Origin of the sequence: Ammoniphilus oxalaticus, assembly GCF_003609605.1 — a bacterium.
GTDB classification, from domain to species: Bacteria; Bacillota; Bacilli; order Aneurinibacillales; family RAOX-1; genus Ammoniphilus; species Ammoniphilus oxalaticus.
The window spans coordinates 93,492-115,786 of record NZ_MCHY01000013.1; the positions used below are offsets into that span (position 1 = coordinate 93,492).

The window sequence follows — 22,295 nt, forward strand, 5'->3', positions numbered from 1 at the left end:
CGCTCACTATCGATGTCACGTCCTAAATTGTTCATTAACTCCAGCCTTCAACCATTTCGCTGTCAACGTTTCCGCCTCTAACATCTCCGCTGGCGGGCCTTCGAAGATAATCTGACCGCCTCGCCTCCCTCCGCCTGGGCCTAATTCAATGACCCAATCGCTTGCCGCGATATAATCCAGATTATGTTCGATGATAATAACCGAATTCCCTCTATTTACAATGTTTTGAAACAAATCTAGCAACTTTCGATTATCCTTTGTGTGTAATCCCAAAGATGGCTCATCCAATACATAGATTTGTCCTTCTTTATGAAGGTGGCTCGCGAGTTTTAACCTTTGAACTTCCCCTCCACTTAGCGAGCTTGTCGTCTGTCCCAAACTCATATACCCTAATCCAACGTCTTGAAGCGTCCGAGCTCTCGTTTTAATCCGCTGAATATCAAAAAAATCAATCGCCTCGTCGATTGTTAACTTTAAAATCTCTTCGATATTTTTATCTCGGTATCGATAAGAGAGCGATTCGTTCGAATATCTCGCGCCGCCACACGCTTCGCATGAGACTGTTATAGGATCGGCAAATGCTACGTCTGGCGTCAATACTCCTTTTCCTTTGCAAACGGAACAGGCGCCTAGTGAATTAAAACTGAACAAACCAGCGGGTTGTCTCGTTTCTTTTGAGAAAAGGGACCGAATTGTGTCCATAATCCCCATGTAGGTCGCTAATGTCGAACGACTAGAGAGTCCGATAGCGCCTTGTCCAACCATAATCGTTTCTGGATATCTTGCTGTAAAGGCTTCAAACATGAGCGAACTTTTACCAGAACCCGATACCCCGCATAGAGAAACTAAAACATGCTTGGGAATTTGTACGCTTACGTTTTTCAAGTTATTGTTATTGGCTCTGTTTATTGTAAAATGCCCATTTATTTCCCTTGGACTTTTATTTATTTCTAACTTGTGATCGAGGACCGTTGCGGCGCTAGATCCTCTTAATCCTGCTAGATTGCCTTGATAGACAACTTTCCCTCCATTAACGCCCGCTTCTGGTCCCATCTCAATGATTTCATCCGCAATCTTGATCACGGAGCGATCGTGTTCGATTAAGATAATCGTGTTATGTTGTTCTTTCAGACCTTTCAGCATCTGAATTAATAAATCCACTTCTTCCGGATGGAGACCCGCGCTTGGTTCGTCAAAAATGTAGGTAAGATTGTTTAGACTACTCCCTAAATGACGCGCTATTTTCACCCTCTGCGCTTCCCCACCAGACAAAGTACCCATCTTTCTCGATAAACTTAAATAACCAAGGCCCATTTTGACGAGCTGCTGAATCGGCGGAATTGCTTGAGACGCAATCGATTCCCCCATCGGGTCGATGATCTTCTTCAGCTCGAGTAGCAATTCCGTCAATTCTAATTGACCGTATTCCGCGATATTGAGGCCGTCGATTCTACATTCCAACACTATCGGATTTAGGCCTGAACCTTGGCACGTTGGACAGGTCGCGCGCGTCGAAACGGCAAAAACATCCTCCTGGGATACTTGCTTCAACTTGGAAATATCTCTATTAATATAGAGCCGCGTAAACCTTGGCAACAATCCATCCCACTCATGATCTTGCGGTCCGTTTTTCGTATGAAATGGAGCAAAAACCCTTTCGCCTTCAGGTGGACCATATAGGAGCAGATTCCGTTTCTCTTCAGGATAGTCCTTGATCGGCAGATCCGGATCGAATAACCCGCCCGTCATCATCCAATTGCCTTGCCAACCCGAAGGAGACAGTGGCTTAAATCGCACCGCATACTCCCGCAACGACTTCTCGAAATCGACCATCTTATCTAAATCGGGGGCAACAACCTCCCCAAATCCATTGCAATCTGGGCACATGCCAAAGGAGCTGTGGCTCGAAAAATCGGTGGCGGAATCGATGGCTGGCTTGCCTATTCTCGAGAATAACAGTCGAATCAACGGATCTAAATCCATATACGTGCCGACTGTTGAACGGGAATTCCCTCCAACCGATCTTTGTTCAACCACAACAACGGGGCTTAAGTTCTGCATCAAATCGGCGCGCGGTCTCTCATACCTTGGCATTTGATTGCGGACATAGAGCGGATAATTCAACGTCATCTGCCTTCTGCTCTCCGTTGCCAACGTATCAAAAGCGACGGAGCTCTTTCCCGAACCCGACAGACCCGTAAATACAACGATTTTTTCTTTCGGTATCGTTAAATCAATATTTTTCAGATTATTTTCTTTAAGTCCTTTTAAGATGATTTCATCATTTCTTGCCGACATCTTTTCGTCCTTTCCGATTCATTCATTTCCCCGCTCCTTTTACCATAATATGAGTCTTTCAATATTGCACGATCGATATGCAAGCGCATGATTTAAAAAAACCCTTAATCTCAGATTAGATCAAGGGGTTTCACGCTTGAACAAGCGCTAGCTTCATTTTTATATTTTTATCTTAATGGTTAAAATCATGTATGGTTACTTCTACACGACGGTTTTTCTGTCTACCTTCTGGGTTGTCCGAACCGTTACTAAGCGCATTTTGGGCGACGGGCTCAGATGCTCCTTTTCCTGCCGTAGTCAGTCGATTTTCAGGAATTCCCTGCTCGATTAATGCGTTAAAAACAGCTTGGGCTCGTCTCTCTGATAGCTGTTGATTATAATCATCAGCCCCTTTACTATCTGTATGGCCCACGATTTCCACGGCTCCTTCCCCCAGACTGATGACATGCGCCAATTTTTGAATGGCGTCTCCAGATTCTGGGCGTAGTTGCTCAGAGTCAAAATCGAACAAAATACCTTCTGGTAAAGTAAGCTTCGTATTACCACCGATCTCCTCCGCTTTAAATTCATTTAAGGCGGTGATTACCGTCTTTTCCGCTTCAGATACGTCCACACTACTTTTGGTCACATAGCTTTTCGGCAGCTGGGATGTAAACGTAACAGATTCTGGGGGCGCTCTATCCTCTTTAACGTCTTGCTCAATCATTTCGTTTTGGGGTTCTTTTTGGAGATCTTCCTTTACTGTCGATGAAGAGCAAGCGGAAACAAATAATATAATGAATAACATCATCCATAATCTTTTCATTGTTACACCCTATCGCTCAATCTGAATCTGATCGAAGACTATTTTTGGATACTGCGTATTGGCGTTTTCCTCATCAGACTCTGTGGATTGTGAATTAAAAGACAGGGTAAGCGAGTTGGCTTTATCATCAAGACGCCCAACAAAAATCAGGGTCCCTTCCATTCGTTCATTTTTACCCACTCTCAAATCAACAGGCTGAAAAGAATATTCGAATCCCGTATCATCTACTAACTCCACACCCTCTAAATCAAGTTTTACATACGCGCTATACCCATTTTGAATCATAAAATCGACCGCGATATAATCGTCTTCAAAAGAAACCTTTTCAAGAGTCATAATTACGCCAGTTGGATGCTTAATCCGTTCATTGACCTCCAGATCGTTTGGTAATCCCTTGTTACTGGTCGACCTCCCGCTAGTCGGAGCATCATTGCGATCCTGATCCTCATCACCCTTTTCTTGAATCTCGCTCGTTTGTTCCTTCTGTTCTTGATCGGACATTTCTCCGACTTCATCCACCTCAGCTTCGACAGGTTCGTTTTCACTATTTCCACAACCAACAACGACACTGATGAAAATACTCATCAATAACACAGCCAACAATCTTTTTTTAATCATCTAAATCTCCTCCACTTTTTACCTTTCCCTCTAAATCTATCTATGTAAAGATACCCATTCCACTGCTTATCAACTCTCTAAGCCTACAGTCTATTATAAGATTATTTGGGAGGAAACAAATATAAGGGAAAAGTACCAATTAAATCTAGTACCCTTCCCCTATATGTATCGTACATTCATTTGCGCGCCATGCGCTCCAATTCTACTATATTTATGCTGGTGATTTAACGACTTATCTTTTCACAAACAATTCCTTTTGTTTGTAAGTTCAAAATACACTCTATTAGGTATTCTTGATCATGTTCCTTATAAATTGGAGTCATCCATTCGATTTCATCTAGTTGCTCATGCGGATCACGGCTTTTTCCGCGATACGAGGCGTCTTCCCATAGTGGATCATTGTTATAGCCTCTTCGCTTCATTTCTTGAATGACTTTCATATGGTACTGGTATAATTTATAAGGCGAATATGCAAATACATAATCTACGGTTGCATGTTTTTTCATCCACCCATTTCCACGCAGCGCGCAACACTCTCGATGTTGACCCAACAATTGTTGTCTCGGTAAACGGTCTAATAAATCTTCGTGCCATAGTCGCAATTCTTCACTTCCCCCATTCGAAGATCACGAGGCTGCAGGACTACTTAGCAGCGTATAATCAGCATAGATCAATTTGTTAATTCTCCATATCTTCAACTAGCTTTTCAGTTATATCTACCATACTTTGGGTATTTAGACTTATCATAGCGCATTCTGTCGAATTATTTTAGCAAATTTGGGCTATACTCTGGTGGCTAATAGGGACTCATTTTCTCTATGGCACCCGGCGTAGCGTAAAAAGCGGTAGTCGCCCATATATCGAAATTGTCGATCATATCCACCGGGGCCGCTGCTCCCTCTCCTCCCGTGGCCGTATTCACTGGTTCCAATCCACAAAAAAAGATTCCTTTTGGAGTCGTATATACCCATAGATACGCGGTTGAAGTCCAACTGCCAAGAGAGGTTCTTATTTAGCGTATACCGATTTAGGCAGTCAGTATACAAGCGCAGTCTTTGAGATGGCATTTTTAAAAAAACAAACCTATCGTGACGATAGGTTTGTTTTGGGCTATTTTAAATAACTATATTTTCTTGTTCGCCTTTTTCCCATTTAATAATATTGTTAAATGTAATTTCGGCTCTTCTTATCATAGCTTCATCTGTTGCAAATCCGATATGCGGAACATGAACAGTATTCGGGGCATTTAGGATAGGATAATCTGCGGGAATGGGTGGTTCCATATCCACTCTATCTAAACCGGCGCCAGCGATTATCCCATTGCGCAACGCTTCTGCCAATGCATCATTATCAACAATTGGTCCAACTGCTGTGTTGATTAAGATTGAACTAGCTTTCATCAATGCTAGCTTATCTTTATCAATTAAGCTTTTGGTTTCATCTGTTAGTGGCATATGAATGGTGACAATATCACTCGTCTCTAAGACTTCATCTAACGACTTATATTCTACACCTTTATCTATCAGTTCTTGCTTTTCGCTTCTGTTATAAGCAATGACGTGACAGCCAAAAGCTAAACCTATTTCAGCTACTGCGCTACCTATGTCTCCAGTACCTAATATTCCCAAGGTTTTGCCCTTTAAATCAGTCTGTCTGTAGCCATCCTTTGTACCTCCTTCTCTGACTACATCTTCTAAAGGTACAATACTACGTAACAGGGAAATTATTAGCCCAAAAGTAAGTTCTGCTACAGAATTTGTGCTATAACCTCCGGCATTTGAGACTTGGATTCCTTTCTCTTTACACTTTTCTAAATCGATATGATTATAACCAGTGAAGGCTACTGAAATATATTTTAATTTTTCTGCAACATCGATCACTTCACCACTCAGTGGCGTATTAGCGAGCACTAAAATCTCTGCGTCTTTGATCCTCATTTTAAGAGTCTCATCATCTAATTTCCCATCATCATAGACAACTAACTCATGACCATTATCGGCTAATGGTTTTGATATTCTATTGAACTCTTTCTCACTAATTCCTAGAGACTCTACGATTACAATTTTCATTTTTTTCTTTCCTCCATTTTTCTATAGTTACATTTCATAATACTGTTACCTTGGTTAACTTGTTATCTAAGCATATGATTATTCAGGCATTTTTTAAAATACCTTTCAAGGTAAATTACAATAGTATCTCGAGTTTTCAAACATAGGTTACACAATCACCGATCAAGGAAGACTGATTATTTGTTCTTAAAATTCCAGGAATAATTTTTCAGGTTGTTTCTGCACAGCAATTTTCCACCATTTGATTATGGTGGTCTACTTTTTTCCCAGCGTTTTTCTCTTTATTGGCCTACTATTAAACTAGCATTCATATGCTTGGGTTTCATTTCGGACACGTCCTCTCTATTTCTTATGATAGAGACTTAACTAAACGGTGTCCATACATCTATACTAGCTCCAATTCTTCTAATTCCTTCCCGTTGGAGAATAGACTATACCTCTTAAAAACACGGTAACGAATCAACAGCATCAGCAAGATCCTCATAACTATCTTTTAAATAACGCGAAGTGGTTGCAATATTACTATGGCCGACTAATCGCCTTACTTTCTCAATATCATTCCCCGTGGCCTTTAACATCCATTTACAAAACGTATGCCGAAACATATGCGGGCTTAGTTTCTTTTCTGAAGTACTGTAACCTTCAATCATCGTTTGAATACCGCGAATGGAAAACTGAGAAGACCGTTGGCTATAAAACACGTACAGCGATTCAGCTACATGCTCTTTTTTGGTTGCTATCTCTGCTCGAAACCGCAGCCAATCTTGCAATTCGAGAAACAAGGTGTTTGAAATAGGAATCATCCGCGCCTTTTGTCCTTTTCCCAAGACGCGGATCCGCTTCATGTCTAAGTCCAAGTCGGTCAGATTCAAATGAGAAACTTCTTCCACACGCAGCCCGGTGTACGTAAATAAATACACAATCGCCCGATCCCGTCTATATTTTTCCTCAAAATCGACACCCCGACTTCTTACGGGCGTTTCTCTCATCCTCCGCAACAGATCTTCGAATTCCTCTTCCGTCAGCCACATAATCTTCTCGTGATCTTCATCGGCCGATTTTAAATACGTGATGTCGAGCATCGGATTCTGACTCACCTTTTTATTTCGAACAGCCCATCCATAAAAACCGCGCAACGCGTTTAACCGTCGGTTGATCGTCGCGATCGCTAGGGGCTTGCCTTCGGTCGGCCGCATCATCCACCGAATCCATTTGTGAATATCGGTCTCGGTGATACAATCGTTCGGCTGAAGATGGCTTTCTTCAAAAAAATGATGTAAATCTCTTTCATATGCTTTCACTGTATGAGCTGATCTGCCGCTTTGCCGAAGGTCGTTGAGGTAGTCTGAAATCATGAGAACGTCCCCTTTCACTTATGCGCCGAGTTAAAAATTTTAAAAAACGTTAAAAACCATCTTTTTTGAATCTTATGCGCTGAGTATAGCATATCTTTCCCCCTTTATTCAGCGTTATCGGTAAAATTCAAGATGTCCCAGAATTAGATTGGATTGACGTAGAAGAAGCCTCCTTTGGCTTAACAAATCATACAGGAAATTTACCCTCACCGATGATTCCAGAAACTTTTACACCGCCGATTATTGAAATGATTGTAAAAATAAATCTTCGTTTTAATATTTAATTCTTGGTTCTTGAAGCGTGACTAATGGACTTTTCTAATAAATCACATACAACATAACGGTTTTGTCTGGCTTGTTTAAAGGTTTTAGTTCCACAGACGTTTTAAATATCGTCTGATAATCGGTTGGCTTCATCAATAAGTTCTAAATTAAACATAGAGTCAATCATTATCTTATATAGTTCTTGGTTATCTTGCGGAAGATAATTAAGCTGAATGTCCCTAAATAATGCAAGTCTTGAGGCAATCGGTGAGGATTGAAGATATTCCTGTAACGACTCTAAATCAGGATATGTATCATTTTGAATTAGGAATGGTATGTGCTTTTCATGTTGAGAAAGTGGAGTTATAACTCCTATCCCATCCTGTGTTTGTATACTTACTTTTGCTTGCCTTTCTAATCCAATCCTTTGAACATACCCATACGGATTATCAATAATAGGGATTTGGAGATTTCCCATTAAGAACCTTCTGACTTTCTCAAGAACTAATCTTTCACTTTGAGATGGTTGATATGCCTCTGCAATCCATTGTTCTTTAGTTGCTAAATAATTATCTTCACCTTGAAAATGGTTATAGAACAATTCACTGTCAGTCAGATTGACCCTTAAAAATTCACATAGATTTCTTGCCACTATACGAGCTGGACGTTCAAAATCCATTGGACAAACACAAACAATAGGGGCTACCTCAAGATCAGTTACAGAACTGTAATCAGTAAGAAATCCATAATGGATACCGTCTACACCAATATTTCCAAATACGATCACATCACTTGGTGTATTAAAATACCTGAAGTTTCCAAGACAAAGATAAAAATTTAGACCAAGATAAAATTGTTCAGGATCACCAAGAATATTTTGTAAATCTATTAATCTTTGGAGTGTATGTGGGATACCGTAATTACCAAATTTTTTACGCATTAAGTACCGCCTTGTATATTTTTTCGCTCCCTGTTGTACAGTTCTAATTGCATCTTTTGCTTTAGCTTTATCGCTTTCAATTACGGCAATGCTCTTTTTTTATGCCGCCTTGGGCAAGCAATGTTCGTGAAAACCTTACCTCCCCATCGTAGTTACTGAGTAACACTGTTACCGAGATAAGCCCTGTTTTCCCCTCGGTTGTACCAAAAGCGCGGGGAAGGGAAGAACTATCTCACCAAAAAAGATTGCCATCAATCGGTACATCTGCATGCCAAATAAATCCGTGAAATTCCCGATTTTAAAAATCTTCACCTTCGGGATTAGAAGTAATCTTTTAAAAAACTCTACTTTAGAAAAGAATATTCCTCATCTCTTTACTTAAACAGATCCAAAATATTGGTAAACGGATACGAAAATTAAAAATACCGATGTCGATAGGGTTAAAACAAAATACTGTCGTTTGTTTGTAACAAACATCTCTACTCCCTGATTCAAAAATGCTAAGCCCAGTATGCCCCATACCAAAGGAAGTAAAGACAGTGGAGTCATAAGCGTAATAAGAATCGCATGAAAAATGAAAATGATCAACAAAATATCCAGCGCCAAAAATGGCAGCCTTCTCCCTTTCCAGGTCTTAAACATTTCCTGACCTCCTCCTTCTAATTGTTTATTTAAGGAAATCATATCAGATAATCGAATTTATAAAATCCCATTTCGAGATCCCTCGTTCTTTTTTCTAGAAAAAAAATATATAAGCCGCTTCAATCACTCATCTTTCCTTCAGATCTCCCACTCGTTAATGCACCTGAAGAATCCAAACTCCACTTTAAAGGCTCGACCCATGTTGATCTAAATTTCGATAGAGGTATGGCGCCGTAAACGAAAAGTAAATCAGAAAAGTTTTCCCGCAGTTCCTCGTTAATAAAGCTGTCTTTTTGCGGTATAAAACCTTTACTTTACCTTTGTCATCTCTTCCTCTATCCTCCCGTACAAGTTGGATAAAAGATCGCTGTAGTAACTTTTTATTTTTTCATAAATGAGTTTAACTTCCTCTTCGTCATAAAGATGAGAAGTCTTATTCCAATCTACCATCATATCGATCCACTGTTCCTCATCTTTAATTAATCCATAAGTAAATGCCTCTCGGATCGTAGAGCGAGGACTTCTTATTTCACTAATTCCATTGTATTCTAAGAACTGTTTCATCAACTTCCAACTCAGTTCGAAAGTGAATTCAAATCGCTGAATGACACCATCATAAACAATATCCTCAATCGGTTGAATCTTGGTTGCTTCATTTAATCTAGTCGTCGCTCGTTTATAATCATTCAGCCTCTCGAAGAGCCTTTCCTTGCTCATAGATAACGACCCCCTCTTTGTTTATATTAGAAATCAAGGTTTCCTTTATCCTCATAACTTTCCTTCAAATAACGGGAAGTGGTCGTAATGTTACTGTGACCCGCCAATCGTCGCACTCTTTTTATAATCAATGCTCGTTGCTTTTAACATCCACTTACAAAACGTATCCCGAAACATATGCGGGGACAGATTCTTCCCGTTCCATGAATTTATTTTGCGCCTGAACAAGCACATATTTTTTAGTCCACATTTGAGTAGTAACAATTAATCCTTCTCCCTCTTTTTCAAAGAACAGACCAGCGCCATTTTGCTCTTTGAATTTCCATCCCCTTGATCCAATCATTTGTTTTATATTTTCATTGGCTATTAAAATACCTTCATTTTCAGTTCTTGTAATGTACCAAATGTAATTCTCATTTTCTGTTATCTTTACTATCTTTTCATCCGATTTTTTTAATTTTCCAATTACCTCTTTTGCTGATAAATTATTTATTGGTAGAGGAGGATAGTATGATTTATTTACAATTATAAACGCCGCAACAATAGCTACTGTTAATCCCAAGATAACTCCAAACCGTTTCATGTATATCCTCCACATTTAATGATGATACAATATATTGGCTATACCGAGATCAGCCCCGCATTCCTTTTCCCGAAAGAAAGGAGGGGGCGCAAAAGACAAACAATTCTACTAAAAACAGATACATTCATCTTATATCCACATGCTAAATAATCTCGAAGGTAGTGGTTATTAAAAACCACTACCTTCGAGATCGGGGAGAACCGATCCAACTATTTACATTACCGTCAACAGTAATATAATTATTTATTAAAGAAGTCTGTTAGGGGGCTTGTAATGAAAATACCAATCAGGAGCTTTTGCCGAGATTTTATTTTAAGGCTATACCCTTAACTCTACCAACGCAACACACTCCACATGCATCGTTTGCGGAAACATATCAACGGGTTGAACTTCTTTCGTCACATATCCACCGTCTTCCAAAATCCGTAGATCCCGAGCTAACGTGCCGGGGTTGCACGATACGTAGACGATGCGTTGCGGCTTCATTTTGATCAGCGTATCTAACAGTTGTTGATCACAGCCTTTGCGCGGCGGGTCCACAACAACGACGTCAGCGACAATGCCCTGCGCGTACCACCAAGGTATAATCTTCTCCGCCTCGCCAACGGCAAACTCCACATTGTCCATCGCATTCAAGCGCGCATTGCGCTTCGCGTCAGCAATCGCTTCTGGCACGATCTCAACTCCGTATACCTGTCTCGCTTTTTGCGCCAAAAACAAAGAGATGGTGCCGATCCCACAGTAGGCGTCGATCACGGTTTCGGTTCCAGATAGATTGGCAAAAGCCAGCGCTTGATTGTAAAGGACTTCGGTTTGAACGGGATTAACTTGGTAAAAGGAGCGAGCGGAGATTGCAAATTTTACGTTGCCGATGTAGTCGTGTATATGCGGTTCGCCCCAAATGACTTTCGTTCGTTCGCCCATAATCACATTCGTTTTCCGTTTATTTATATTGAGGACAATGCTTTTTAAGCCGTCCACTTCATTAATCAGTTGATTAACTAGCTTGTCTTTTTCTGGAAGTTTATCATCGTTGATGATCAAAACAACCATAATCTCCCCTGTTTGGAAGCCGACTCTCACAATGACATGGCGGAGCAGGCCTGTTCCCGTTTGCTCATCGTACGCTCGAATGCAAAGGGAGGTAGCCACTTCTTTTACCAACTCGATGATTTCATCACTTTTTTGATGCTGAATTAAGCACGATTCCATATTAATAATTTGATGGCTGCGAGGGGCATAGAATCCAGCGACAAGCCCACCTTCTTCCTCGCCAAACGGCACCTGCGCCTTATTTCGATAACGCCACGGGTCCTCCATTCCTACTGTCGGATGAACAACGGCGTGTTCTATTTTCCCGATGCGCCGCAAATTGTCCTCTACTAGTATCCTTTTCTGAGCTAGCTGTTCTTCATAATTCAGATGCTGCAAAGCGCACCCGCCACACTGATCGAAAAGTGGACAATCGGGTTTAACGCGATGTTCGTTCGGTTGTAAAACCTCGAGCATTTTGGCAAACCCATATTTTTTGCCTGTTTGCATCACTTGCGCTTTGATCCGTTCACCTGGCAATGCTTGCGGGATAAACAAGGTATAACCTTCAAACCTTCCCACACCCTGTCCATCGTGACTGAGGTCGGATACTATTAGTTCTATTTGTTCATTTTTTTTTACCGGAATCACTTGTTTTTTACTCATATTTTCACCTGTTCCTGCGGCATGATCACTTCAATGTGTTGGGGTAAAACCGAAAAGCTCATCGGCAGTTGTCCGCCTAACTCCCCATCGAGGTTTAACATTACTTGTGAAGATGAAGTCACCTTCAACTGTTTCGTTTGAAAATAAATTACCTGTGGATCTTTAATATGATCCCCTCTAATGACATTCGTCGCAATCCGAACTAGATCGGGCAGCGAAGTCTTTCGTAAAATAATACAGTCGAATAATCCATCTGTTAAATCCGCATGCGGCGCCACCTTTTCAAGACCGCCAACCGAATTGCTGTTTGAGATCAAAAAAAGTGTGATCTCTTCATCAATGATTTGCTCATCGGTTTCGATTCGCACCCGACTCGGACGAATAAAGGGAAGTTTCTCAATTCCTTTTATGTAATAAGCAAGCTGTCCCAACAGCGTCTTTAATCTCGTTGGCACTTCATAGGTTAAATCAGTTAAGGCTCCGCCACCAGCAATATTGATAAAATAACGATTGTTTATTTTACCAATGTCAACGGCGCGTGGTTGTCCTTCTATAATACTGCGACTAGCCCCGAGTACATTTCGCAAAGGCAGTCCCAACGCGCGCGCAAAGTCATTGGTTGTTCCCGCGGGAATGATGCCGAGCGGCGGACGGTTGTCTCTTTCAGCCATGCCATTAACGACTTCATGGAGTGTTCCATCTCCACCCGCGGCGATGATTAAATCAAAGTTTCGTTCAATTGCTAGCGATGCCGCTAGGGACGCATCCCCTGCTCCTTTTGTAGCGTGACAAGATGTTTCATAGCCGACCTGCTCAAATAGATCTAAAACCTCAGGCAATCTCCTTTGAAATTCTTCCCTACCCGATGAAGGATTATAAATTAAACGAGCGCGTTTCATCTCTCTATCATCACCTTTATTGTCCGTCTCTCTCCATAATATCCTACCCAAAGGCAAGAAAGAAGTTGTATATAAAAAATAGAGGGGAACTTTTGGAACCCATATCGAGTCCTCTCCCCTCTACTCTGTCAATTCATTTTATAGCTTGTCCAATTCATCTTTAAGCAACTGATTAACCATGCCGGGATTTGCTTTCCCTTTGGTCGCTCGCATCACTTGTCCCACTAAGAAACCGATCGCTTTGGTCTTGCCTTCTTTGTAGTCTTGAACCGATTGCGGATGGTTCGAAATCGCTTCAAGCGCTGCCTCGCGGATCGCACCTTCGTCGCTAATTTGAACCAATCCTTTTTCTTCGACGATCTGTTCAGGCGCTTTCCCCGTTTCCAACATTTCGCCAAACACGGTTTTAGCGATTTTCGTGCTGATCGTGCCTTTTTCAATGAGTTTGATCATTTCGGCAAAGGAAGCGGGTGTCATTTTAATGTTTTTTAATTCGATTTGTTCGGCGTTTAAATAGCCCATTAAATCACCCATAATCCAATTGGACACTTGTCTCGCGTCAGCGCCCGTTTCCACGGATTGTTGGAAAAAGTCAGAGATATCCTTTGAACTTGTTAAAATAGCCGCGTCCGTCTGTGACAATCCGTAATCTTCAACATATCGAGCTTGTCTCGCATCCGGAAGTTCAGGAATTGTCGTTTTAATTTCTTCAACCCAATCGCGACTAATTTCGAGATGAACGAGGTCCGGATCCGGGAAGTAGCGGTAATCGTTCGCTTCTTCTTTCCCTCGCATCGATAGTGTGCGGGCATTGGCGTCATCCCAACGACGCGTTTCTTGAACGATCAGTTCCCCTTTGTTGAGTAACTCCGCTTGGCGAATTTGTTCATATTCAAGTCCACGTTGCACGTTTCGGAATGAGTTCATATTTTTAAGTTCCGCCTTTGTGCCAAATTCTGCTTGTCCAAATGGGCGCAAACTAATGTTGGCGTCGCAACGTAAGGAACCTTCCTCCATCCTTACATCAGACACTTCACAATATTGCAGAATGGAACGAACTTTTTCTAAATAAGCGCGCGCTTCCTCGGGACTGCGCAGATCTGCTTCTGAAACAATTTCCACCAGCGGCACACCAGAACGATTATAGTCAGCTAGCGTGGCGTCATCATAATCGGAGTGGATCAATTTCCCCGCGTCTTCCTCTAAGTGTAGACGGTTAATCCGAATCCGTTTCGTTTCTCCATTTACGACAATATCAATCCAACCATTTTGACCGATCGGTTGATCTTGTTGCGAGATTTGATAAGCTTTCGGCAAGTCAGGGTAAAAATAGTTCTTGCGGTCAAATTTTGAAATTTCACCGATCTGACAATTTAGGGCAAGCGACGCTTTAATCGCAAACTCTACGGCTCGTTTATTAAGCAACGGCAATACGCCAGGATGACCTAAACAAATCGGACACGTATGTGTATTCGGCGGCGCCCCAAATTCAGTTGGACACCCACAGAAAATCTTCGTATTCGTTGATAACTCAGCATGCACTTCTAAACCGATAACCGTTTCGTAATTCATATTTTCTTTTCCCCCCTTTTACAGCTGCGGACGCGCTGAATGATGATCAGTCTGCTGTTCAAATGCGTGAGCGACGCGCAAGACTGTCGATTCGTCAAAGTGTTTACCCATAATTTGCAATCCAACAGGCAATCCGTCGTTCGTTAAACCGCAAGGTACACTAATCGCAGGGATTCCCGCCAAATTAACTGGCGCCGTGCAGATGTCATTCAGATACATTTTTAATGGATCAGCGACTTTCTCCCCGATCTTATAAGCCGTTGTCGGCGTTGTCGGTCCAATCAGCACATCATAATTAGCAAACAATTCGTCAAAATCTTGTTTGATCAACGTTCGAACTTGCTGGGCCTTTTTATAATAGGCGTCATAGTAACCCGAGCTAAGGGCATACGTTCCGAGCATAATTCGACGCTTCACTTCCGCTCCAAAACCTTGACTTCTCGTCTCTTTATACATCTGAATCAGGTCGTTTCCGCTTTCACTGCGCATCCCAAAGCGAACACCATCATAACGAGCAAGATTAGACGAAGCTTCCGATGGGCCCAAAATATAATAGGTAGGAACAGCATATTCCGTATGAGGCAAAGAAACTTCCTCGACGATCGCGCCCATCCCTTCCAACGTTTTTAATGCTTGTTGAATCTTGTCCTTAATTTCTTGGTCGACTCCTTCGCCAAGCAATTCTTTGGGCACGCCCACTTTGAGACCTTTCACATTCCCGTTTAAAGCAGAAATATAGTCGGGTACGTCCACGTCCGCGGATGTGGAATCATATGGATCATGAGCAGCCAAAACAGAAAGAAGATACGCCGCGTCCTCCACATTCTTCGTGATGGGTCCAATCGTATCCAATGATGAAGCATAAGAAATAAGGCCAAAACGAGAAACTAAGCCATAAGTTGGCTTTAATCCAACAACGCCACAATAAGCGGCTGGTTGTCGAATCGATCCCCCTGTATCCGATCCAAGCGCAAAGAAAGCTTGACGGGCCGCGACTGCAGCTGCAGAACCGCCGCTCGATCCTCCGGGCACATATTCCTTATTCCATGGGTTCACCGTTACTTGGAAAGCTGAGTTTTCCGTTGAACCACCCATCCCGAACTCATCCATATTTGTTTTTCCGATTAAAATGGATTCGGAGGCGCAAATTCGATCCATCACCGTCGCATTGTAAATCGGATCGTAGTTTTCTAACATTTTACTGCCCGCCGTTGTCGTGACATGTTCGGTTACAATGTTATCCTTCACGGCGATCGGCAAACCAAACAAGAGGCCTCGTTCTCCTTGCAGACTGCCTTGCTCATCTAATTGTTTCGCCTTTTGTTTCGCTTGTTCTTCATTCAGCGTCAAAAAGGCTTTTAATTGATCGTCTGTTTGTTTAATTCTTTGAAAAGAGGCATCGATCAATTCTGAAACAGACACTTGCTTTTGCTCTAACGCATTATGTAGTTCCGTAATCTTCTTATCAAAAATGGACATCCCCGCGCCTCCTCTATTCTTCCATTACCGCTGGAACTTTAAAATGTCCTTCATCATGATCCGGGGCATTTTTCAATGCTTCCTCACGCTTGACAGAAGGTCTGTTTTCATCTTCCCTCATCACATTGTAGATCGGCATGACATGACTCGTCGGTTCCACGTTAGTTGTGTCCACATCTTTAAGCTTTTCAAAGAAAGTTAAAATATCATTCAGCTGGATCGTGTACTTTTCTGCTTCCTCATCGGAAAGATTCAGTCGCGCAAGATCAGCAACATGCTCCACTTGCTCTTTGGTAATCCCGCTCATTTCCGTCCACCTCCATTAATTAACACCAATCTAAATCATACCAAATAGTAAAGGGCCTCGCAATTAGACGAAGCCCGCGTTCCATTACTTAATTTTTACAGCGGTTCCCGTAGCGATGACCATCATCATTCCTTCACGCAACGTTTCAAAGTCGAGATCAATCCCGATTACCGCATTGGCCCCAAACCGCTTCGCTTTTTCTTCCAGCTCACGTAAAGCCACTTCGCGTCCTTCAGATAATTTAGTCTCATACGCTCCGCTTCTGCCGCCGATAAAATCCGTAATCCCCGCTAAAAAATCCCGAACCACATTCGCTCCCAAGATTACTTCACTGGAAACGACAGAAATATAGGTTTCAACTTCCCTACCTTGCACCGTGCTTGTCGTTGTCATTAACACGCGACTTTCCCCTCTCTGTATAGGCTAACCTTTTTTACGTTAGTTCCAACGAATAGGTTTCGTTTTAACTGGAAAATAGGTACAACGCTAATGAGAGGATAGAAAAACCAATCCCAATCGCGTAAATAACTAGCACGGCCTGTGTTTGCGTTAAGCCCGTTTTTAATAAGCGGTGGTGAACGTGTCGCTTGTCCGCGTGATAAATGGGAATTCCCGCCCGTAACCGAGCGAAAACGACTTGAATCGTATCGAAAAAAGGCACGCCAAACGCTAAAATGGTGACTAAAAAGGTGACAGCTGTCGCGCTTTTCATCGCTCCGTATAAAGACGTGACCCCGATCGCATATCCTAAAAACATCGAACCGGCATCACCTAAAAAAATGGTTGCAGGATGAAAATTATGTCTGAGAAAAGCGAGGCTACCGCCGATTAAAATCACCGCAAGGACGGCGACATCGGCTTGTTGCCGCAGTATCGCGATCGTAAATAACGTCAGCGAAGAAATCACCGTAATCCCGCCGGCTAACCCATCCATCCCATCTAGAAAATTAATCATATTGACAAAAGCAACGATCCAAATGACCGTCGCTATAAATGCAAGCCAATTGGGAAACAGGTACAACCCCTCTTCCGTCCAAAACTGTCTAATTCCGAAAAAACGGATACCAATCATATAAACAAGAGCCGCGCTTGCCACTTGACCGATTAATTTCGCCCAAGCGGGAAAGTCTTGTCCTTTTGATTTGTACCAATCATCAACCAATCCAATCAACAACAAAATGAATCCGCCCCAACTTAATGCGATATGAAGCGGCGTGATGTCAAAAAACAAAAACAAAGTAACATTGGTTCCGAGATAAATAGCCAGCCCACCCGATAACGGGATCGGACGACTATGGATTTTGCGGGAATTCGGTCGATCCACGACTCCCAATCGCTCAGCCCATCTTTTGGTCACTGGAATTAACAGATACACGGCTATAAACGTAAAAAGGGAAACGACTACATACGAAATCATACTATACCGCGCCCTTTTAGATTTATTATTCGTGTTTAGTGTGACCAAAAAAAATAAAAAGAATCGCCTTTCCTCAATTTGGAGGTCAGACGATTCGATGGCCAGCCTGTATCGATTAAAGCCTTTCAGAAACAAGTTTTGCTTGTGTAAAGAGGGATAAGTAGTCAGGGCCGCCCGCTTTTGAGTTTGTCCCTGACATATTAAATCCGCCAAATGGGTGAACGCCAACGATCGCTCCCGTGCACTTCCGATTAAAATACAAATTTCCGGTGTGGAACGATTCCCTCGCTTTTTCTAAGTGTACTCGATTGGTTGAATACACAGATCCTGTCAATCCATATTCTGTCTGGTTGGCAATTTCTAAAGCATGGTCAAAATCGCGAGCTTTTGTAAAGGCAACGACAGGTCCAAATATTTCTTCTTGCATGATCCTCGCTTTAGGGTGGACATCGGAAAAGACCGTCGGTTGAATGAAATATCCTGGACCGTCTCCACGCTTGCCACCTGTGACTAACACGCCTTCCTTCTTCCCGATCTCAATATAGTCCAGCGTTTTTTGATACGCTTGCTGATCTATCACAGGCCCCGTATAAAAGGTGGGGTCTTGGGGGTCACCGACGGTTAGTTGTTCAGTCAATGCCGTCACCCTATCCAAAACTTGATCGTACACATCCTGATGGATGATTGCCCGCGAACATGCCGAGCACTTTTGACCAGAAAATCCAAACGCAGACGTAACAATGCCTTGCGCCGCTAACTCCAAATCAGCCTCTTTATCTACAACGATCGCATCTTTTCCACCCATTTCAGCGATAAAACGTTTCATCCACTTTTGTCCTGACTGGACCTTGGCCGCTCGTTCATGGATCCGCAATCCAACTTCCCGTGACCCCGTAAAACTGATAAATCGTGTTAACGGATGGTCCACTAAGTAGTCACCAATTTCCGAACCTTGCCCAGGCAAGTAGTTAACCACTCCCGCGGGCACACCCGCCTCCTCCAAAACTTCCATAAACTTTGCGGCAATGATCGGTGTGGCGCTTGCTGGCTTCAGCACGACCGTATTCCCTGCTACTAGGGCGGCAGTCGTCATCCCAACCATAATCGCTAACGGAAAATTCCATGGCGGTATGACAATTCCAACGCCTAGCGGAATATAGTAGAGCTCATTGTCTTCACCCGCAAGCCGTGTCAACGGTTGACGTTCCGCTAGACGCAACATTTGCCTGGCGTAGTATTCCATAAAATCAATCGCTTCCGCTGTATCCGCGTCCGCTTCCGGCCAACTTTTCCCCGCTTCAACTGTCAACCACGCGGAAAATTCATGTTTTCGCCTTCTTAAAATCGCCGCCGCTTTAAACAAATAGCGCGCCCGTTGTTCAGGCGCAACGGACTTCCAACTTTCAAACGTCTTTGCCGCTGTTTGGATCGCTTTTTCAGCAAGAGCCACATCCGCTTTTGCGACAACGCCTATCACTTGATCTGTGTTCGCCGGGTTGATCGAGACAATCTTATTTTCCGTTCTGATTCTCTCTCCATCAATAATCAACTCATAATCCTTGCCAAGTTGCTGTTGAACATGGAGCAACGCTTGTTTGTATTCCAATTGTTGTTGTTCGTTTGTAAAATCGGTAAACGGTTCAGGACGAAACGGCGTTACCAAATAAAATCCCCCCTCATCGTACTCACGATCGCCAAACGCGATAAAGCGTGACGCATGCTTTTTTTCAACGCTGTTATCATTTTATTCGGAATCATGCCGAACATGCCTTTCTTACGCAACGCAAAAGGATAAGGATGGTTTTGAACAGAGGGGTGGTAAAGAGCAGATGAAGATATTAAAGCGGGGCGAGTATAGGAATTTAGAGATATAAAAGATTTAATTGCGGATTTGGAAAGTGATGACGAGTAGATGAACACTCCCAAACGTTGGTGTTTGATGTTTGAAGAGCGCGGTTATCAATTTATGAAAAACGAGCATAATTAACTAACGTTTCGCGCTCATGTGTCTATCGCGGGACTTCAAATTGTCAAAAATTGTTCAAAAAAGCAGGATGTCAAACTGTGCCATTTTGAAAAAAGATGTCGCGAGAAAACCAAGGCTTCTAGTTCTACTACAGTAATATATAAACTATAATTGCAACAACTAGGTTAGGGATACCAATAAGAAATAATTTTCTAAATAAAGCATGCCGTCTTCTCGTTTCCTCGTTTGATTCATTTGAAAAATTGGCTCTATTTCTATCCCCACTGATAAACGCGCCTGATAATAGCCCAGCCGCAAATAAAAATAAGCCACCTACACCTCCGCCAATTCGATAAATAATACCCCAGTCTTGAAGTAAAAAAGACGCTATAGATGTGCATAACAGGATACTTAATCCTATTCCAATTGATTTCATTTTAATCTCCTATTTTAACAAAAAGTCATTAAATTTATATCTGAAAATACATACATTGCTAATCTTCATATCTTAACAAAACAAGGCATTAACATCGAACATCATCTTAAAAAGATAAGTTAATTGTTAATGCCCTTGTCAATTTTATTTATCCAGTTTTGTTAACAGATTGCGCCATAGGAGGGAGTAACGATGCCATCGTTTGTTCGGCCCTCGGCATCATTTATAACATCGATAAAAACTGTTCCTCGTTGAGCACAGTGACATTTAGCTCCTCGGCTCGTCTTAATTTAGAACCGGCGCTTTCGCCAGCGACGACGAAATCGGTCCGGGAACTGACACTGCCTGAAACTTTCCCGCCACGCTCTTCAATCGCCGTTTGCGCCTCTTTGCGCGTCATTTGCTCTAACGTCCCCGTGATGACGACTGTTTTCCCGCCAAACGGAGAGTCTGCTTGAATTTGTTCAACTCTAGGCCCTGTGTACTCTAAGTTCACACCCGCTGATCGCAGCCGTTCAATCGTTTCCCTTACTTGCTCATTTTGGAAGTATGTAACGACACTTTGCGCCATTTTCGGCCCAATCTCATCAATGGCGACAAGTTCTTCCTCTGTTACATTCATAAGCTGATCCATCGTTAAAAGATGCTGGCTCAATGTTCGAGCGGCTTTCACTCCGACAAGTCGAATTCCGAGGCCAAAAACGAGTCTTTCTAACGAGTTTTGCTTGCTCGCCTCAATCCCATTCAACAGATTTTCGACTGATTTTTCTCCCATTCGTTCCAGTCGCAACAATTCATCGCGGTTGAGAAAATAAAGGTCTGCGACCCCATTGACTAACTTATGATTGAACAGTTGCGTGATCAACCTCTCCCCTAACCCATCGATGTTCATCGCATTGCGGGACACAAAATGAATCATCCCTTCCCGAATATGGGCGGGGCAAGACGGATTAATACAACGCAAAGCGACTTCGTCTTCCAGGCGAACGAGCGCGCTATCGCATTCCGGGCACTCCGTCGGCATCGAAAAGGGCTGTTCCGCCCCTGTTCGGCGCTCAGCTAGCACCGCCACAATTTCGGGAATGATGTCGCCCGCTTTTTTAACGATGACCTGGTCGCCGAGCATGAGTCCCTTCTCGCGAATGATATCTTCGTTATGCAATGAAGCTCGTTGCACGGTTGTGCCCGCCAAGCTGACCGCTTGCAAGATCGCTGTTGGCGTCACAACACCTGTCCTGCCTACACTCACTTCAATATCCTCAAGCACCGTTACCGCTTCTTCCGCGGGAAACTTATAGGCCACCGCCCAGCGCGGACTACGCGCGGTTGAACCTAGCTCCTGTTGTTGGGCGAAACTGTCCACTTTCACGACTAAACCATCGATCTCATACGGCAATTCGCTTCGTTTTAACGTCCAGGCTTCAACAAATTCAATCACTTCTTCCATCGACGCAAACAAGCGACGCTTCGGATTGACTTTAAAACCAAGCGTTTCTAAGTAATCCAACGCTTCGCTATGTGAGTCGACATGCTCTCCTTCCAGCGACCCCACTCCATACAAAAAGATATCCAATTCTCTTGCCGCCGCCAGCTTCGGATCTAATTGACGCAACGATCCCGCAGCGACATTACGCGGATTAGCAAACAGCGCCTCACCTTGCTCCGCGCGCAATCGATTAATTTTTTCAAAGGCCGGCTTTGGCATAAATGCTTCCCCTCGAACTTCAATCGTTCGCGGTTCGGTCAATTTGAGGGGAAGGGAGCGAATCGTCCGCAAATTTAAAGTAATATCTTCGCCAATCGAGCCATCGCCCCGTGTCGCTCCTTGAACGAACATACCTGCTTCGTAACGCAATGAAACAGCCAATCCATCAATCTTTAGTTCGCACACATACTTCACCGAATGTTCGCCAACATGTTGTTTGACGCGACGATCAAAATCCCTTAAATCATCCACATTAAAAGCATTCCCTAAACTTAGCATCGGCGAACTGTGTTCCACTTTTTCAAAGAAAGGGAGCGGTTCGCCGCCGACGCGTTGCGTTGGAGAATCAACGGTCAACAGCTCGGGAAAGTTGCCTTCTAATTGAATCAGCTCTTGCATCAGTTGGTCGTATTCCTGATCGCTAATTTGCGGATTGTCTTTTACATAGTAAAGAAAATCATGTTTTGCGATCCATTCTTTTAATTGTTCAATCCGAATTTGAGCCGCCTGTAAATCCATCTATCT

General features: G+C 42.9%; 20 protein-coding genes and 1 pseudogene. All 21 read right to left on the minus strand.

What is annotated here, in order from left to right; all coding sequences use genetic code 11:
• Positions 1 to 15 precede the first annotated feature (15 nt).
• The 21 genes and pseudogenes from BEP19_RS16925 to ligA all read right to left on the minus strand — a co-directional run bounded on the left by BEP19_RS16925 (position 16) and on the right by ligA (position 22,289).
• Positions 16 to 2,298, minus strand: a complete 2,283-nt coding sequence (locus tag BEP19_RS16925; protein WP_120191128.1) for an ATP-binding cassette domain-containing protein — start codon at positions 2,296 to 2,298, stop codon at positions 16 to 18.
• Positions 2,299 to 2,470: 172 nt separating this feature from the next.
• A complete protein-coding gene (locus BEP19_RS16930) occupies positions 2,471 to 3,103 on the minus strand; it encodes an OmpA family protein (protein ID WP_120191129.1) in 633 nt (210 codons plus the stop codon).
• A gap of 9 nt (positions 3,104 to 3,112) precedes the next feature.
• Positions 3,113 to 3,721: a hypothetical protein gene (locus BEP19_RS16935; RefSeq protein ID WP_120191130.1), complete on the minus strand. Its 609-nt coding sequence runs from the start codon at positions 3,719 to 3,721 to the stop codon at positions 3,113 to 3,115.
• Between the two features lie 224 nt (positions 3,722 to 3,945).
• Complete coding sequence (locus tag BEP19_RS16940) at positions 3,946 to 4,323, minus strand: TIGR02328 family protein (RefSeq protein WP_120191131.1); 378 nt, start codon at positions 4,321 to 4,323, stop codon at positions 3,946 to 3,948.
• Positions 4,324 to 4,836: 513 nt separating this feature from the next.
• Positions 4,837 to 5,790: an NAD(P)-dependent oxidoreductase gene (locus BEP19_RS16945; protein WP_120191132.1), complete on the minus strand. Its 954-nt coding sequence runs from the start codon at positions 5,788 to 5,790 to the stop codon at positions 4,837 to 4,839.
• A 440-nt stretch (positions 5,791 to 6,230) separates the two neighbouring features.
• Complete coding sequence (locus BEP19_RS16950; protein ID WP_120191133.1) at positions 6,231 to 7,145, minus strand: tyrosine-type recombinase/integrase; 915 nt, start codon at positions 7,143 to 7,145, stop codon at positions 6,231 to 6,233.
• A 385-nt stretch (positions 7,146 to 7,530) separates the two neighbouring features.
• Positions 7,531 to 8,349 carry a hypothetical protein gene (locus BEP19_RS16955; protein WP_120191134.1) on the minus strand — a complete coding sequence of 273 codons (819 nt, stop codon included), beginning with the start codon at positions 8,347 to 8,349 and terminating at the stop codon, positions 7,531 to 7,533.
• Between the two features lie 378 nt (positions 8,350 to 8,727).
• Positions 8,728 to 8,991 (minus strand): hypothetical protein, encoded by a 264-nt coding sequence (locus BEP19_RS16960; protein ID WP_120191135.1) that lies wholly within the window; start codon positions 8,989 to 8,991, stop codon positions 8,728 to 8,730.
• A gap of 309 nt (positions 8,992 to 9,300) precedes the next feature.
• Positions 9,301 to 9,708, minus strand: coding sequence for a nucleotidyltransferase substrate binding protein (locus BEP19_RS16965; protein WP_120191136.1), 408 nt, complete (start codon positions 9,706 to 9,708; stop codon positions 9,301 to 9,303).
• 26 nt (positions 9,709 to 9,734) lie between these two features.
• A pseudogene (locus BEP19_RS18060) lies at positions 9,735 to 9,903 on the minus strand (tyrosine-type recombinase/integrase); the annotation flags it as partial.
• Positions 9,863 to 10,291: a hypothetical protein gene (locus tag BEP19_RS16975; protein ID WP_120191137.1), complete on the minus strand. Its 429-nt coding sequence runs from the start codon at positions 10,289 to 10,291 to the stop codon at positions 9,863 to 9,865. The pseudogene BEP19_RS18060 and the gene BEP19_RS16975, both read right to left, overlap by 41 nt.
• Positions 10,292 to 10,609: 318 nt before the next feature.
• Positions 10,610 to 11,989, minus strand: coding sequence for a 23S rRNA (uracil(1939)-C(5))-methyltransferase RlmD (rlmD, locus tag BEP19_RS16980; protein ID WP_120191138.1), 1,380 nt, complete (start codon positions 11,987 to 11,989; stop codon positions 10,610 to 10,612).
• Entirely contained in the window at positions 11,986 to 12,888 is a 903-nt protein-coding gene (locus BEP19_RS16985; RefSeq protein ID WP_120191139.1) for a diacylglycerol kinase, read from the minus strand. Before BEP19_RS16985 ends, rlmD begins: the two co-directional genes overlap by 4 nt.
• Positions 12,889 to 13,026: 138 nt before the next feature.
• A complete protein-coding gene (gatB, locus tag BEP19_RS16990) occupies positions 13,027 to 14,460 on the minus strand; it encodes an Asp-tRNA(Asn)/Glu-tRNA(Gln) amidotransferase subunit GatB (RefSeq protein WP_120191140.1) in 1,434 nt (477 codons plus the stop codon).
• A gap of 18 nt (positions 14,461 to 14,478) precedes the next feature.
• The gene (gene gatA, locus BEP19_RS16995) at positions 14,479 to 15,939 is read right to left on the minus strand and encodes an Asp-tRNA(Asn)/Glu-tRNA(Gln) amidotransferase subunit GatA (protein ID WP_120191141.1); all 1,461 of its coding nucleotides are present in this window, start codon (positions 15,937 to 15,939) and stop codon (positions 14,479 to 14,481) included.
• A gap of 13 nt (positions 15,940 to 15,952) precedes the next feature.
• The gene (gene gatC / locus BEP19_RS17000; RefSeq protein ID WP_120191142.1) at positions 15,953 to 16,246 is read right to left on the minus strand and encodes an Asp-tRNA(Asn)/Glu-tRNA(Gln) amidotransferase subunit GatC; all 294 of its coding nucleotides are present in this window, start codon (positions 16,244 to 16,246) and stop codon (positions 15,953 to 15,955) included.
• An 84-nt stretch (positions 16,247 to 16,330) separates the two neighbouring features.
• A complete protein-coding gene (locus BEP19_RS17005; RefSeq protein ID WP_120191143.1) occupies positions 16,331 to 16,645 on the minus strand; it encodes a YbjQ family protein in 315 nt (104 codons plus the stop codon).
• 64 nt (positions 16,646 to 16,709) lie between these two features.
• Entirely contained in the window at positions 16,710 to 17,663 is a 954-nt protein-coding gene (locus BEP19_RS17010; RefSeq protein WP_120191144.1) for an MraY family glycosyltransferase, read from the minus strand.
• 115 nt (positions 17,664 to 17,778) lie between these two features.
• Positions 17,779 to 19,326, minus strand: a complete 1,548-nt coding sequence (gene pruA, locus BEP19_RS17015) for an L-glutamate gamma-semialdehyde dehydrogenase (RefSeq protein ID WP_120191145.1) — start codon at positions 19,324 to 19,326, stop codon at positions 17,779 to 17,781.
• Between the two features lie 451 nt (positions 19,327 to 19,777).
• Complete coding sequence (locus BEP19_RS17020; RefSeq protein WP_120191146.1) at positions 19,778 to 20,065, minus strand: DUF5316 domain-containing protein; 288 nt, start codon at positions 20,063 to 20,065, stop codon at positions 19,778 to 19,780.
• A gap of 223 nt (positions 20,066 to 20,288) precedes the next feature.
• A complete protein-coding gene (ligA, locus tag BEP19_RS17025) occupies positions 20,289 to 22,289 on the minus strand; it encodes an NAD-dependent DNA ligase LigA (RefSeq protein WP_120191147.1) in 2,001 nt (666 codons plus the stop codon).
• Between the last annotated feature and the right edge of the window lie 6 nt (positions 22,290 to 22,295).

Bases quoted from the DNA above. Each gene is read 5' to 3' on its own strand.
- BEP19_RS16925 (WP_120191128.1), bottom strand. From the start codon at position 2,298: ATGTCGGCAAGAAATGATGAAATCATCTTAAAAGGACTTAAAGAAAAT.
- BEP19_RS16930 (WP_120191129.1), bottom strand. From the start codon at position 3,103: ATGAAAAGATTATGGATGATGTTATTCATTATATTATTTGTTTCCGCT.
- BEP19_RS16935 (WP_120191130.1), bottom strand. From the start codon at position 3,721: ATGATTAAAAAAAGATTGTTGGCTGTGTTATTGATGAGTATTTTCATC.
- BEP19_RS16945 (WP_120191132.1), bottom strand. From the start codon at position 5,790: ATGAAAATTGTAATCGTAGAGTCTCTAGGAATTAGTGAGAAAGAGTTC.
- BEP19_RS16950 (WP_120191133.1), bottom strand. From the start codon at position 7,145: ATGATTTCAGACTACCTCAACGACCTTCGGCAAAGCGGCAGATCAGCT.
- BEP19_RS16955 (WP_120191134.1), bottom strand. From the start codon at position 8,349: ATGCGTAAAAAATTTGGTAATTACGGTATCCCACATACACTCCAAAGA.
- BEP19_RS16960 (WP_120191135.1), bottom strand. From the start codon at position 8,991: ATGTTTAAGACCTGGAAAGGGAGAAGGCTGCCATTTTTGGCGCTGGAT.
- BEP19_RS16965 (WP_120191136.1), bottom strand. From the start codon at position 9,708: ATGAGCAAGGAAAGGCTCTTCGAGAGGCTGAATGATTATAAACGAGCG.
- BEP19_RS16975 (WP_120191137.1), bottom strand. From the start codon at position 10,291: ATGAAACGGTTTGGAGTTATCTTGGGATTAACAGTAGCTATTGTTGCG.
- rlmD (WP_120191138.1), bottom strand. From the start codon at position 11,989: ATGAGTAAAAAACAAGTGATTCCGGTAAAAAAAAATGAACAAATAGAA.
- BEP19_RS16985 (WP_120191139.1), bottom strand. From the start codon at position 12,888: ATGAAACGCGCTCGTTTAATTTATAATCCTTCATCGGGTAGGGAAGAA.
- gatB (WP_120191140.1), bottom strand. From the start codon at position 14,460: ATGAATTACGAAACGGTTATCGGTTTAGAAGTGCATGCTGAGTTATCA.
- gatA (WP_120191141.1), bottom strand. From the start codon at position 15,939: ATGTCCATTTTTGATAAGAAGATTACGGAACTACATAATGCGTTAGAG.
- gatC (WP_120191142.1), bottom strand. From the start codon at position 16,246: ATGAGCGGGATTACCAAAGAGCAAGTGGAGCATGTTGCTGATCTTGCG.
- BEP19_RS17010 (WP_120191144.1), bottom strand. From the start codon at position 17,663: ATGATTTCGTATGTAGTCGTTTCCCTTTTTACGTTTATAGCCGTGTAT.
- BEP19_RS17020 (WP_120191146.1), bottom strand. From the start codon at position 20,065: ATGAAATCAATTGGAATAGGATTAAGTATCCTGTTATGCACATCTATA.
- ligA (WP_120191147.1), bottom strand. From the start codon at position 22,289: ATGGATTTACAGGCGGCTCAAATTCGGATTGAACAATTAAAAGAATGG.